Raw genomic sequence first — 13,537 nt, forward strand, 5'->3', positions numbered from 1 at the left:
AGCTTACTTGCGCCGCACGAGCTGCAACGCTTCCGGGTTCGCGACACTCGACGTGTCGCCCTGGTCGAACGCGAGAATGTTCTTGAAAGCCGCGCTGAAGTACAGCTCATAGCTTTCGCGTTCCACGTAGCCGATGTGCGGCGAGCAGATCACGTTTTCCATGCGCAGCAGGCTATAGCCCTGCAAGATGGGCTCGCTTTCGTAGACGTCGATCGCGACCATCCCCGGCCGGTTATGCGCCAGCGCGCCCACGAGCGCATTTTCTTCGAGCAGCTCGGAGCGGCTCGTGTTGACGAGCAGCGACGTCGGCTTCATCCGCATCAGATCTTCCTGCTTGACGATGCCGCGCGTCTCGTCATGCAGACGCAGATGCAGCGACAGCACATCGCTTTGCTCGAAGAACGCTTCGCGGCTTTCCGCGACGTTGTAGCCATCGGCTTTCGCAGCCTCGCGCGTATGCTCGCGGCCCCAGATCAGCACGTTCATCCCGAACGCCTTGCCGTAACCGGCTACGAGCCGCCCGATCTTCCCGTAGCCCCAGATGCCCAGCGTCTGTCCGCGCAGCACCTGGCCCAGGCCGAAGTTCGGCGGCATGGCCGACGTTTTCAGGCCCGACTGCTGCCATGCGCCCTGCTTCAGGTTCGCGACGTACTGCGGAATGCGGCGCTGCGCCGCCATGATCAGCGCCCACGTCAGTTCCGCCGGTGCGATCGGCGAACCGACGCCTTCGAGCACCGGGATCCCGCGTTCGGTACAGGCATCGAGATCGATATGGTTCGACACTTTGCCCGTCTGGCTGATCATGCGCAGATGCGGCAGCTTGTCGAGCAGTTGCGAGTTGACGCGCGTGCGTTCGCGAATCAGCACGAGCGCGTCGACTTCCGCGAGACGGCTCGCGAGCTGACCGAGCCCACGCACGGTGTTGTTGAAGACCTTGACATCGTGGTCGGCGAGCAATTGAAAACAATCGAGTTTACGGACAGCGTCCTGGTAATCGTCGAGGATGGCAATCTTCATGGCGAGAGTGTTTTGCGGCGCACCATCGGGGTGCGGAACGGAAACCGGGGCTTGCGTGTCCCACATGTGCAGTAGGGAACATGCCGGGCTTGATAGATGCTTTACCGTACAGAGGCCGCCCGTCGCAGGAACGTGTCAGCACATCTCTGACATTCCCAGTGGCGGCAACATACGACGTAAAACATAACTGACCTCGTTTTTAACAGTTTGTTGCATGTCCGCGCAAGCCGCTTTACAACCCGTTTCATCGCGGCGAAGCGATGGCGGAGCGACAGTGGACCGCATGCGGCGCAACACGCTGATGGCCTACGCGACCTGCGGGATCGCTCGCCGCGCATGACGCGCTGATACGCGGTGCCATGCGTCGCCGATGCGTCGATCGCGCGTTGGTATTGCGGTATTGCGCCCGTGTCGAACGCGGCGAAATGCGGCGTCGCTGGGCTTGTACCGTTTTCAACTACTTTTCTAAAACGGAGACAGCTCGATGAATCATCCCGCGTTCAAGGCAGGCCCATCCAGCGACATCGACGTGCATGCGCCTGCATGGGTGAAAAACCGCAAACTGATCGAATGGGTGCAGCGCATCGCTACGTTGACGAAGCCCGCGCGCATCGAATGGTGCGACGGCTCGCAGGCGGAAAACGACCGGCTATGCGCGCAGATGGTCGAAGCGGGCATGCTGCGCAAGCTCAACCCGGCGAAACGCCCGAACTCCTATCTCGCGTGCTCTGATCCGTCGGATGTCGCGCGTGTCGAAGATCGCACGTTTATCTGTTCGAAGCATCGCGAAGAGGCGGGCCCGACCAACAACTGGATCGACCCGCGCGAGATGCGCACGACGCTCGACGGTCTGTTCGATGGCGCGATGCGCGGCCGCACCATGTACGTCGTGCCGTTTTCGATGGGACCGCTCGGCTCGCCGATCGCGCACATCGGCGTCGAACTCAGCGATAGTCCGTACGTCGTAACCAATATGCGCATCATGACGCGCATGGGACGCAAGGTTTACGACGTGCTCGGCGAAGACGGCGATTTCGTGCCGTGCGTGCATTCGGTCGGCGCGCCGCTCGCGGATGGCGCGAAAGACGTGCGCTGGCCCTGCAACGATACGAAGTACATCGTGCATTTCCCTGAAGCACGCGAAATCTGGAGCTATGGCTCCGGTTACGGCGGCAATGCGTTGCTCGGCAAGAAATGTTTTGCATTGCGCATTGCTTCGACGATGGGCCGCGACGAAGGCTGGCTTGCCGAGCACATGCTGATTCTCGGCGTCACGTCGCCGCAAGGCCGCAAGCATTACGTCGCGGCCGCGTTTCCGTCCGCGTGCGGCAAGACCAACTTCGCGATGCTGATTCCGCCCGAAGGACTCGACGGCTGGAAGATCTCGACGATCGGCGACGACATCGCATGGATCAAGCCCGGCAACGACGGACGCCTCTACGCGATCAACCCGGAGGCCGGCTATTTCGGCGTCGCGCCGGGCACGAGCGAGAAGACGAATTTCAATGCGATGGCAACGCTCAAGGAAAACGTCATTTTCACGAATGTTGCGTTGACTGACGACGGCGACGTCTGGTGGGAAGGCATGACCGATACGCCGCCCGCGCATCTGATCGACTGGCAAGGCAACGACTGGACGCCTGAAATCGCAAAGGAAACCGGCCGCAAGGCCGCGCATCCGAATGCGCGCTTCACCGCGCCCGCATCGCAGTGTCCTTCGGTCGATGCCGATTGGGAGAATCCGGCGGGCGTGCCGATCGATGCGTTCGTATTCGGCGGCCGGCGCTCGACGACGGTGCCGCTCGTGACCGAAGCGCGCGACTGGGTCGAAGGCGTCTATATGGCCGCGACGATGGGCTCGGAGACGACCGCGGCCGCGGCGGGCAAGCAGGGCGTGGTGCGGCGCGATCCGTTCGCGATGCTGCCGTTCTGCGGCTACAACATGAGCGACTACTTCGGCCATTGGCTCAAAACCGGCGCGCGCCTCGCGAAGCTCAATACGCCGATGCCGAAGATCTTCTGCGTGAACTGGTTCCGCAAGGGACCGGACGGCAAGTTCGTCTGGCCGGGCTTCGGAGAAAACATGCGCGTGCTGCAATGGATGGTGGGCCGCATCGACGGCACCGCGGCCGGCGTCGAGCACGCGTTCGGTTTCTCGCCGCGTTACGAGGACATCGACTGGAGCGGTCTCGATTTCACGCGCGCGCAGTTCGAACAGGTGATTTCGGTCGACGATGCGGCGTGGAAAGCGGAACTGGCGCTGCACTCGGACCTGTTTGACACGCTGCAACATGGGCTGCCGGCGGCATTGCAGGACACGCGATCGGCGCTCGAGCGAAAATTCGCTGCGTAGGGAGCGCGATCGACTGGTGATCGTTTTGGTGCATCAAGCGTGACTTTCAGTCACGAAAGCCGCCTTCGGGCGGCTTTTTTCGCCTCCGCGAAATTTCTCTGTTTTCTTTGCGCTTTCGTGGAAGAAAGCGGCCGCTTTCGCTGTTCACGTGTGTACAGCCCGCTTCGATGCATTGCAGCACATTGTTTCGAGTTGCGGAACAATTGGTCAGCCTGCATTCCGCTTACGAATAAGATGGTGCGAATTTTCATTAAAAATGGTCGAAGTTGGGCAACTTCTGCACGTTTTCCCTAGTCGTAGGAGAATTCCAAATGTGCTTCCGGCCTCACCTTCGGATGGAAGCGGCAACACAGCAGGAGAGTCGTCAATGGATCATTTGCAGTCGATGAGAGTATTCGTCAGAGTGGCGGATCTCGGCAGTTTCGCTCGCGCGGCTAGCGCGATGGATATTTCGAACGCAGTCGCCACCCGTCATGTCGCGGATCTCGAAGGCCGTCTAGGCACCCGGCTGCTCAACCGCACGACGCGCAGCCTGTCGCTGACCGAGTCGGGTCAGGTCTACCTGGAGCGCGCCCGCCAGATTCTGGACGAGCTCGAAGACGTCGAGCAGATGGTCGTGGCGCGCAACCACGAGCCGGTCGGCACGCTAAGGATCGTCGCGCCGGTTGTATTCGGGCTGCATAACCTCGCGCCGGTGCTGCAAAGCTATGCGGAACGGTACCCGAAGGTTATCCCCGACGTGACGCTGGTCGACCGCCAGGTCGATCTCGTCGAAGAAGGCTTCGATGTCGGTGTCGTGATCGCTCGCAATCTTCGCAGCGCAAGCATCGTGACGCGGCGTCTGACCACCGGCTGCATGACCGTCTGCGCGACGCCGGCGTACCTCGAAAAGCACGGCACGCCGACTCGGCCGGAGCAACTGCTCGAGCATCCGTGTCTGTCGCTGCCGTCCGAGTACTGGGGCGACGAGCGCGTGTTCACGGGCCCGGACGGCGAAGTGCGCGTGCGTCCGACCAATGTGATCGTCGCGAACAATACCGAAATGCTGCGGCAGTTCGCGCTGCTCGGCATGGGCATCGCGATCCTGCCAAGTTATCTGATCGGTCGCGACACGACGCGTGGCAAGCTCGTGCGGCTTCTCTCCGACTACCGGTTGCCGCAAGTCGAGATCAATATCGCGTATCCGAGCCGCCGCCATTTGCCGGCCAAGGTGCGGACGTTTATCGACCATCTCGTCGAGCACTTCAGCCAGACGCCGAACAGCCTGCTTGGCGAGCAGTGGATCAAGGACGGACTCGAGCCGGTGCCGCTATCGTCGGCGATGCACGACGCGGGTGCGACGGTCGTGGCGCCCGAAGCGTTTGACGGTGCGGAGCCGCTGTCGGCCTTGCTCGATGGTGAGCTCGGGCCGAAGAAGCAGCCGCCGGGCGTGCATCACCGCGCGCGTGGTGCGTTGCCGTCGCGGTTGGTGCGCTAATCGTACGCGGATGGTGCCTGCAGGGTGCGACATGTTGACGCACCCTGTATAGCGGATTTTGTAGGGTAATTGTATGAAAAAGCGCAGCCGGGATTAGCGGCTGCGCTTTTTTTTGTTGCGGTGCGCTATGCGCTCAGGCGAGGCGCGGTCGAGGGTCGCGCCGGGTGCGGCGGCGACCTTACCTTACGATCCCGTTTTCCGTGACGTCGATTTCGCCGCCGGCTTGGTTGCGGTTTTCTTAGCCGGCGCTTTCTTGGCAGCAGCGGTCTTGACCGCGGCCCCCTTCGCGGCGGTTTTTGCCGACGGCTTTTCGGCCGTTGCGACTTCCGTGTCTCCGCCTTCGTCGTTCGCCGCGTCGGCATTGCCGCCCGCCGCCGCTCTGGCTCCCGCCGACTTCGCCGCGGCCTTTGCCGACGGCTCCTTCGGCTCCTTCTTCTCGAACTCGAAGCCGATCTTGCCGTCGCTCTGCTTGACGAGGAACGCCTTGAAATTGCGACCCGTGCGCGACGACTTGAAGTTCGTCAGCAGATCGGTGCGGCCGCCTTCGAGCAGCTTCGCCATCTGTTCGCGCGCGATTTCCTGCTGCAGGATCACCTTGCCCGAACGGAAGTCACAAGTCTTCGGATTCGCGACGGAGTTCTCGCAGACGTAGCTCATACCGTGCTCGTACACGCGTGCGTGGCACTTCGGACACGCGCCGACCGGTTCCTGCGCCGAGAAGTCCGGCGCTTCGCCGTCTTCGCCACCCTGATCCTGGCCGAAGTCGAACTCGAGCTTGAAGTTCTTGATCTCGTCGTCGAACGACAGCTTGAGAATGGCCGAGAACGGACGGCCCATCTTGCTGCGGAATCCTGACAGCGGTCCGATTTCCTTCTTCTGCAAGAGCTCTTCGACTTCCGGAATCTCGAATTGCCGGCCGCCCGGAATCTTCGAGATTGAGAACTCGCACTTCGTGCAGGCGAAGCGGCGGTAGTTTTCCTTTACCTGGCCGCCGCAGTGCGGACACGGCGTTTCGAGCGTCGCGTAGTCGCCGGGGATCGTGTCCGAATCGTATTCTTTCGCACGCTTGACGATGGTTTGCGTCATGCGCGCGATTTCCTGCATGAACGCGTCGCGTTGCAGATTGCCGCGCTCCATCTGCGACAGCTTGTATTCCCATTCGCCGGTCAGCTCGGGCGCGGTCAGTTCCTTGACGTCGAGGCCGCGCAACAGCGTCATCAGCTGGAATGCCTTCGCCGTCGGAATCAGTTCGCGGCCCTCGCGGACCAGATACTTTTCGCCGAGCAGGCCTTCGATGATCGCCGCGCGCGTGGCCGGCGTGCCGAGGCCTTTCGCGGCCATCGCCTCGCGCAGCTCCTCGTCGTCGACGAGCTTGCCCGCGCCTTCCATTGCCGACAGCAGCGTCGCTTCGTTATAGCGCGCGGGCGGCTTCGTCACGAGTTGCTGCGCGGCGATCTTGTCCGTCTTCACCTTCTCGTCTTTCTGCACCGGGACGAGATTGGCGTCTTCGCCGGTCGATTCGCGGCCGTAGATCTGCAGCCAGCCCGGTTCGACGAGCACCTTGCCTTCGGTCTTGAAATGATGGCCGACGACTTCCGTGATACGCGTCGTGACCTTGTATTCGGCGGCCGGGAAGAACACCGCGAGGAAGCGCTTGACGACGAGGTCGTACAGCTTCTGCTCGGGCTCCGACAGCGACTTCGGCGCTTGCAGCGTTGGGATGATGGCGAAGTGATCGCTGATCTTCGAGTTGTCGAAGATGCGCTTGTTCGGCTTCACCCAGCCCTTGTCGAGCACCTGCTTCGCGAACGGCAGATAGTTGTTGCTCTCCTTGAGCATATCGAGCGTGCTCTTGACCGTCTCCAGATAGTCTTCGGGCAGCGCGCGCGCGTCGGTACGCGGGTAAGTCAGCACCTTGTGCCGTTCGTACAGCGCTTGGGCGAGCCCGAGCGTGTTTTTCGCCGAGAAGCCGAAGCGGCCGTTCGCCTCGCGCTGCAGGCTCGTCAAGTCGAAGAGCGCGGGCGAAAGCTGCGTCGACGGCTTCGATTCTTCGCTGACCGTGCCGATCTGGCCGCGGCACGCCGCAACGATCGTTTCGGCAGCCGGCAGGCTCCAGAGCCGCGAATCGCGCTTCTCCGGATCGAATTCGTCGCGCTTGAACTTCGGGTCGAACCAGCGGCCCTCGTAGAAGCCCGACGCGCAGACGAACTCCGCCTTCACTTCCCAGTAATCGCGCGGCACGAAGCGGCGAATCTTCTCTTCGCGTTCGACGACGATCGATAGCGTAGGCGTTTGCACCCGCCCGACCGTGGTCAGGAAGAAGCCGCCGCCCTTGCTGTTGAACGCGGTCATTGCGCGTGTACCGTTGATGCCGACCAGCCAGTCGGCTTCCGAGCGGCAGCGGGCGGCGTCGGCGAGCGGCTGCATTTCGCCGTCGCTGCGCAGATGAGCAAAGCCGTCGCGGATTGCCGCGGGCGTCATCGATTGCAGCCACAGGCGCTGCACAGGCTGCTTCGCTTTCGCGTACTGCGTGATCAGGCGGAAAATCAGCTCGCCTTCGCGTCCCGCGTCGCATGCGTTGATCAGGCGGTCGACGTCTTTGCGCTTGAGCAGCCTTGTGAGCACCTTGAGCCGCGACTCGCTTTTTACGATCGGGTTCAGGTCGAAATGCGGCGGGATGACGGGCAGGTGAGCGAAGCTCCACTTGCCGCGCTTGACTTCGTATTCTTCGGGTGCGGCGATCTCGACCAGATGGCCGACCGCCGACGAAATGACGTAGTCGTCGCTTTCGAAATACTCGTCATGCTTGGTAAAACCGCCCAAAGCGCGCGCGATGTCGTTCGCGACGGATGGCTTTTCGGCGATGATCAGTGCTTTGGACATGACTATTGTGAGTGGGTGAATTCGGGTGCAACCTCGGCGCACGCTGCTTTTATTTGACGCTCGTTCGCTTTTCCGGTTGCCTACCTTCGATGCGTACCTGCGGTGATGTCGTACCTGCGGTTACGTACCTATTAACGACCGCTTTATAGCACACGCCGACGCGGCGGCAACCAGTGCCTGAAAAAAGCGGCCCATCATAATTGCGTGCCCGTGCCCTGGGCAAGCATCGCACAAGCCGGTCCCGCGCTTTTCGCAATTCGCATGCCGCCGTGCCGCGCGTCGGGCACGCCACGCACGCCACGCGCGCCGTAGTCACGCATCAGCGAGCGCCGGCCTTAGCTTCGGCGCACCGGTCACACCCGGCAGCGCGGTCAGATCGACGAGCATGCGTTCGACGATGCCCGGCTGCGGCAGCACGGTGCCGAAAAAGCGCGTTGTCACCGCGTCTTCGATCAGGATGGTCGGGAAATTCTCCACGTCGAGATCGTCAAAGCGGTCCGCATGCGTTTCGATGTCGATCCATGCGAAACAGATGTCGGGATGCCTGTCGGCGAGCGCATCGAATGCCGCCTGATAGTCCCGGCACGTTCCGCACCACTGCGCGCACAGACACGCAACGAACAACGTTTCGCGGTCGTTGACACGCTCTGCGATCCGGTCCGAGTCGGTATCGAGGTTCAGCGCGGGCATGGGTATTCCTTGAGGCTCGTGTTTTCGTAAGCGATTTGGCGCGAATGTAGCATGGCGCGTCACTGGCTGTCGGGGCGGCCGAAGCTCGCGCGAACGTACCGCCCGCCTGGCAGCGCCGTCAGATAGCCCGACAGTTCTAGCCGCAGCAGCGTGCCCTGGAGCGCCGAATCGTCCATTTCGGTGCGCGCGGCAAGGATTTCAAGCGTGGTGGGCGCATGACCGAGCGCGTCGAGCAGCCGTTGCGCGTCGGGAGCCAATGCGGGCGGCGGTGCGGACGGCGGCGCAGGCCGTGCTGCTGGCGGTGGCGTGGCGTCATCTTGTGCCGGTAACGCAAGCGGGAGGCTGACCTGGCGCGGCTGCATGGCGGACTTCGCCTTTGCCGTCTCGCTGGCTCGTGTCGCTTGGGGCGGCGCCGTCGCCGTCGGCATGCCGAGTTCCTCGAGCACATCTTCGGGCGTCTCAACGAGCTTCGCGCCCTGTTTGATCATGCGATGGCAACCGCGCGACAACGGCGCATGGATCGAACCGGGCAACGCGAACACATCTCGCCCCATTTCGTTCGCCAGTCTCGCCGTGATCAGCGAACCGGACCGCATGGCGGCCTCCACGATCAGCACGCCATTGACCAGCCCCGCAATCAGCCGGTTTCGTTGCGGAAAGTGCGCGGACCGCGCCGGTGTGCCAAGCGGCCATTCGGACAGGATGGCGCCGTTCGCCGCGATGTCGCGCGCGAGCGGTTCGTGTGCCGGCGGATAAACGACGTCCGCGCCCGTTCCGATCACGGCGACCGTGCCTGTGCGCCCCGCCAGCGCGCCGCCATGCGCGGCCGCATCGATACCGAGCGCGAGCCCCGACACGACGGCGAGGCCCGCATCCGAAAACGCGCGGGAAAAGCGCTTCGCGTCGTCCGCGCCTTGCGGCGTCGCGCCGCGGCTGCCGACCACAGCGACGCTGCGCGTATGCAGCAGCGCGAGCTGTCCCTTTACATATAGCAGCGGCGGCGGGTCGGGCATGGTCAGCAGCATGGGCGGGTAGGCGGGGTCGTCGAGCGCGAGCAGCGCGTTGCCGGGCGCGTCGCGCCATGCGAGCACCGCATCCAGTTGCGCGGTGAAGCCGGCGCCGGGCGCGGCGAGCACGGCGCGCGCCGACGCTTCGTTGGTCTCGCGCGCAAGCAACTCGAATGTCTGGCCGAGCACGGCCTCGGGCAGGCCGAAGCTCGCCAGCAGCGTGCGCAGCGCCGCGGGTTTGAGGCCTGGCGCCGTCGTGAGTCGCAGCCAGGCGGCAATTTCGCGATCGGTTTTCGCTATGGATTGCATTGAAACGTCAAACCTCCAGCGCGGCCACCGTGCGCGGTCGCCATGCTAAAATTTTCATGATCCGAAATAATTCGACGCAAACAAACGGTGACGCCGCGTTTTCGCGCATGAACCTGTCGATTCGGGGCCGCATTTCGGCTGTCGTTCGCTTGTCGTTTCGGCCCCTCGCTCGTTGAATCGAAAGGCTCCTGTCGCTATCTATCCTCTGCGCATGCCGGGAGGCTGACAAGCTAGCCAAACGGCCAATTGCGTGACTTCCGCGTCCGTGGCGGCGCTTCACTGAACCTGATGACCATGGCTTTACTGAACATCCTCAATTACCCGGACAAGCGCTTGCACAAGGTCGCGAAGCCCGTCGAGGTCGTGAACGACCGCATCCGCAAGCTCGTCGCCGATATGGCGGAAACGATGTACGCCGCGCCGGGCGTCGGCCTCGCGGCGACGCAGGTCGATGTGCATGAGCGTGTGATCGTGATTGACGTGTCCGACACGCACGATGAACTGCGCGTCTTCATCAACCCGGAAATCGTCTGGTCGAGCAACGAGAGGAAGACTTCCGAAGAGGGCTGCCTGTCGGTGCCCGGTATTTACGACAGCGTCGAGCGCGCGGAGAAAGTGCGCGTGCGCGCGCTCAACGAAAAGGGCGAAACGTACGAGATCGATTGCGAAGACCTGCTCGCGGTTTGCATCCAGCACGAGATGGATCACCTGATGGGACGCGTGTTCGTCGAGTATCTGTCGCCGCTCAAGCAGACGCGCATCAAGTCGAAGATGAAGAAGCTCGCGCACGCGATGTGACGCGCGTGCCGATGTTGATCGTTTCGACTTTGCTGTTTCGCCTGTTCGTCTGTTTCGCGCCGTTTCGTCAGGACGCTTTCGCTCATGAGCCATTCGTTGCGCGTTATTTTCGCCGGCACGCCCGAGTTCGCGGCTGCGGCGCTGGCCGCGATCCATCGGGCCGGCTTTGCTGTGCCGCTGGTGTTGACGCAACCGGATCGGCCTGCCGGTCGCGGCATGAAACTGCAGGCGAGTCCGGTGAAGCGCTATGCGCAGGAGCACGGTCTCGCGGTAGCGCAGCCGCCGTCGCTGCGCCGTAACGGCAAGTTTCCCGCCGAAGCCGCGGCGGCGATCGATCTGCTGCGCGCGACGCCGCACGATGTCATGGTGGTGGCCGCGTACGGCCTTTTGTTGCCGCAGGAAGTGCTCGACATACCGCCGCATGGCTGCATCAACATTCACGCTTCGCTGTTGCCGCGCTGGCGCGGTGCGGCGCCGATCCATCGCGCGATCGAAGCCGGCGACACGGCAACCGGCATCACGCTGATGCAGATGGACGCCGGCCTCGACACCGGGCCGATGATCGCCGACGCGCGCACCGCGATTCGCGACGATGACACCACCGCGACGCTGCACGACAAGCTCGCCGGCGCGGGTGCGCAACTGATCGTCGAAGCGCTCGCGACGCTCGAGCGCGACGGCACGTTACCCGCGACGCCGCAGCCCGAAGACGGCACAACCTACGCGGAAAAAATCGGCAAGCACGAAGCCGCGCTCGACTGGCGGCGCACGGCGGCCGAACTCGCACGCCAGGTGCGCGCGTTCGATCCGTTCCCCGGCGGTGCGGCGACAATGGACGGCACGCAGCTCAAGATCTGGTCCGCCACAGCGGTGCCCTCACCGCGCGCTGCCGTACCACCCGGCACCATCATCGATGTCTCGCCGGAAGGCGTTGTCATCGCATGCGGCGACGGTGCGCTGCGCGTCACACAGCTGCAAAAGCCCGGCGGCAAACGTCTGCCGGCGCGCGAATTCCTGACCGGCTCGACGCTCGCCGCTGGTCAGCGCTTCGAACAGCCAGGCGAACCCGGCGCACCCGGCCAACATTAATAACAGGCGGCGACGCGCGCTGCCATCGTCCGTTTGGCCGAGTCGCGCGGCCCGCTTGGCGCGCGATAGAATCATCGACGCAACGTGCCAATTTTCGAGGCTTTCATGTTCGGCATCACCCATTTCGGATTCTTCCTCGTCGCCGTGTTCCTGCTGAATGTCACGCCGGGCCCCGACACCGCGTACATCGTCGGCCGCAGTGTCGCGCAAGGTCGCGCGGCGGGGCTGATGTCGGCACTCGGCATCTCGGCCGGCTGCTGTGTGCATGCGCTTGCTTGCGCGTTCGGCTTGACGGCGGTGCTGGCCGCGTCGGCTACCGAGTTCACGGTGATCAAGTTCGTTGGCGCGATCTATCTGATTTATCTCGGCGTGCGGCTTGTCTTCGCGAAACAGGCGGCGGCCGAGCCGTCCCCCGGCGCAGCGGGCCCGGCCGGCACGTCGCGCGCGTCGGCGGCACCGAAGTCGATGCGGCAACTGTTCCTTCAAGGCTTCATGACCAACGTGCTGAACCCGAAAGTGGTGCTGTTCTTTGTGTCGTTTTTTCCGCAGTTCGTCAGCGCCGGCACCGATCACAAGGTAGTCGCGTTTCTCGCGCTCGGCGTCGTCTTCGTGCTGATGAGCACCGTGTGGAACAGCTTTGTCGCGTGGGTGGCCGGCAGCGTCACGCGTCGCTTTTCCGGCAAGCCGGGCGTCAAGAAGTGGCTCGATCGCGTGGTCGGCAGCGCGTTTGTCGGACTTGGCGTAAAGCTTGCCACGGCGTCGCGCTGATTGAATTTTTCCGGTATGCCCAAATCTAACAGTTCGCTTACAATCATTCGCCGTTATTCGGCATGAAATGGGTCCCGCAAGGGCCCGCGTTCCGGGCAAGGAGTACTGGATATGTTCAACTGGGTTAAAACCGCGATGTTGATGGCCGCGATCACGGCGCTTTTCATCGTGATCGGGGGCATGATCGGCGGGCAGCGCGGCATGTTCATCGCGCTGCTGTTCGCGCTCGGCATGAACTTCTTTTCGTATTGGTTCTCGGACAAGATGGTCCTACGCATGTACAACGCGCAGGAAGTCGACGAAACCACCGCGCCGCAGTTCTACCGCATGGTGCGCGAGCTGGCCACGCGCGCCAGCCTGCCCATGCCGCGCGTCTATCTGATCGACGAAGACCAGCCGAACGCGTTCGCAACGGGCCGCAATCCGGAACACGCGGCGGTTGCGGCAACCACCGGCATTCTGCGTGCGCTGTCGGAGCGCGAAATGCGTGGCGTGATGGCGCACGAACTCGCACACGTGAAGCATCGCGACATTCTGATCTCGACCATCTCGGCAACCATGGCAGGCGCGATTTCCGCTTTGGCAAATTTCGCGATGTTCTTTGGCGGCCGTGACGAAAATGGCCGTCCGGCGAATCCGATCGCGGGCATTGCCGTCGCGCTGCTTGCGCCGATCGCGGGTGCGATGATCCAGATGGCCATCTCGCGCGCGCGGGAATTCGAAGCGGACCGGGGCGGCGCGCAGATTTCGGGCGACCCGCAAGCGCTCGCGTCGGCGCTCGACAAGATCCATCGTTACGCGAGCGGCATTCCGTTCCCGACGGCGGAAGCGCATCCGGCTACCGCGCAGATGATGATCATGAATCCGCTGTCCGGTGGCGGTATCGCGAATCTGTTCTCGACTCACCCGTCGACCGAGGAGCGCATCGCGCGTCTGATGGAGATGGCGCGCACGGGCCGCTTCGACTGATAGAGGCCGCGCGGAATCAGCGTTTCGCGATCGAGGCGGACCTGCTGCAACCGCTATCGATACCGACGCCGATGCCGGCTAACGCCGATGCAAACAAGACCGGCAAACAGGACCGGCAAACAGGACCGGCAAACAGGACCGGCAAACAGGACCGGGCGAGCCCCACCGGGGCTCGCC

At 63.1% G+C, this 13,537-nt stretch carries 10 protein-coding genes; 6 read left to right on the forward strand and 4 right to left on the reverse strand.

The features are described from left to right. Positions 1–3: 3 nt before the first annotated feature. Positions 4–1,017, reverse strand: coding sequence for a D-2-hydroxyacid dehydrogenase family protein (locus ACYPXD_RS30150; RefSeq protein ID WP_459720468.1), 1,014 nt, complete (start codon positions 1,015–1,017; stop codon positions 4–6). Between the two features lie 484 nt (positions 1,018–1,501). Between ACYPXD_RS30150 and ACYPXD_RS30155 the strand changes: the two genes are divergently transcribed. Both ACYPXD_RS30155 and ACYPXD_RS30160 read left to right on the forward strand, forming a co-directional pair. After that, positions 1,502–3,370, forward strand: a complete 1,869-nt coding sequence (locus tag ACYPXD_RS30155) for a phosphoenolpyruvate carboxykinase (GTP) (protein WP_459720472.1) — start codon at positions 1,502–1,504, stop codon at positions 3,368–3,370. 367 nt (positions 3,371–3,737) lie between these two features. Continuing rightward, on the forward strand, positions 3,738–4,847 hold the full coding sequence (locus ACYPXD_RS30160) for a LysR family transcriptional regulator (protein WP_459720475.1): 1,110 nt from the start codon (positions 3,738–3,740) through the stop codon (positions 4,845–4,847). A 183-nt stretch (positions 4,848–5,030) separates the two neighbouring features. Here ACYPXD_RS30160 and ACYPXD_RS30165 read toward each other — a convergent pair whose 3' ends face one another. The 3 genes from ACYPXD_RS30165 to dprA form a co-directional block, all read right to left on the reverse strand. Beyond that, a complete protein-coding gene (locus tag ACYPXD_RS30165) occupies positions 5,031–7,730 on the reverse strand; it encodes a DNA topoisomerase III (RefSeq protein ID WP_459720478.1) in 2,700 nt (899 codons plus the stop codon). Between the two features lie 312 nt (positions 7,731–8,042). Continuing rightward, complete coding sequence (locus ACYPXD_RS30170) at positions 8,043–8,420, reverse strand: thioredoxin family protein (protein ID WP_459720480.1); 378 nt, start codon at positions 8,418–8,420, stop codon at positions 8,043–8,045. 59 nt (positions 8,421–8,479) lie between these two features. Then, positions 8,480–9,736, reverse strand: coding sequence for a DNA-processing protein DprA (gene dprA, locus ACYPXD_RS30175; RefSeq protein ID WP_459720484.1), 1,257 nt, complete (start codon positions 9,734–9,736; stop codon positions 8,480–8,482). 294 nt (positions 9,737–10,030) lie between these two features. Here dprA and def point away from each other — a divergent pair, with 294 nt between their 5' ends. The 4 genes from def (at position 10,031) to htpX (ending at position 13,360) form a co-directional block, all read left to right on the forward strand. After that, positions 10,031–10,534 carry a peptide deformylase gene (gene def, locus ACYPXD_RS30180; protein WP_459720487.1) on the forward strand — a complete coding sequence of 168 codons (504 nt, stop codon included), beginning with the start codon at positions 10,031–10,033 and terminating at the stop codon, positions 10,532–10,534. An 84-nt stretch (positions 10,535–10,618) separates the two neighbouring features. Then, a complete protein-coding gene (fmt, locus tag ACYPXD_RS30185; RefSeq protein ID WP_459720491.1) occupies positions 10,619–11,623 on the forward strand; it encodes a methionyl-tRNA formyltransferase in 1,005 nt (334 codons plus the stop codon). 105 nt (positions 11,624–11,728) lie between these two features. Continuing rightward, on the forward strand, positions 11,729–12,391 hold the full coding sequence (locus tag ACYPXD_RS30190) for a LysE family translocator (RefSeq protein ID WP_459720497.1): 663 nt from the start codon (positions 11,729–11,731) through the stop codon (positions 12,389–12,391). 111 nt (positions 12,392–12,502) lie between these two features. Continuing rightward, entirely contained in the window at positions 12,503–13,360 is an 858-nt protein-coding gene (gene htpX / locus ACYPXD_RS30195) for a zinc metalloprotease HtpX (RefSeq protein ID WP_459720500.1), read from the forward strand. Positions 13,361–13,537: the final 177 nt, after the last annotated feature.

Source organism: Paraburkholderia sp. 2C, assembly GCF_054589215.1.

What these genes read in the sequence shown, in the direction of transcription:
- fmt (WP_459720491.1), top strand. Translation starts at nt 10,619, where the DNA reads ATGAGCCATTCGTTGCGCGTTATTTTCGCCGGCACGCCCGAGTTCGCG.
- ACYPXD_RS30165 (WP_459720478.1), bottom strand. Translation starts at nt 7,730, where the DNA reads ATGTCCAAAGCACTGATCATCGCCGAAAAGCCATCCGTCGCGAACGAC.
- ACYPXD_RS30155 (WP_459720472.1), top strand. Translation starts at nt 1,502, where the DNA reads ATGAATCATCCCGCGTTCAAGGCAGGCCCATCCAGCGACATCGACGTG.
- htpX (WP_459720500.1), top strand. Translation starts at nt 12,503, where the DNA reads ATGTTCAACTGGGTTAAAACCGCGATGTTGATGGCCGCGATCACGGCG.
- ACYPXD_RS30160 (WP_459720475.1), top strand. Translation starts at nt 3,738, where the DNA reads ATGGATCATTTGCAGTCGATGAGAGTATTCGTCAGAGTGGCGGATCTC.
- dprA (WP_459720484.1), bottom strand. Translation starts at nt 9,736, where the DNA reads ATGCAATCCATAGCGAAAACCGATCGCGAAATTGCCGCCTGGCTGCGA.
- ACYPXD_RS30170 (WP_459720480.1), bottom strand. Translation starts at nt 8,420, where the DNA reads ATGCCCGCGCTGAACCTCGATACCGACTCGGACCGGATCGCAGAGCGT.
- ACYPXD_RS30190 (WP_459720497.1), top strand. Translation starts at nt 11,729, where the DNA reads ATGTTCGGCATCACCCATTTCGGATTCTTCCTCGTCGCCGTGTTCCTG.
- def (WP_459720487.1), top strand. Translation starts at nt 10,031, where the DNA reads ATGGCTTTACTGAACATCCTCAATTACCCGGACAAGCGCTTGCACAAG.
- ACYPXD_RS30150 (WP_459720468.1), bottom strand. Translation starts at nt 1,017, where the DNA reads ATGAAGATTGCCATCCTCGACGATTACCAGGACGCTGTCCGTAAACTC.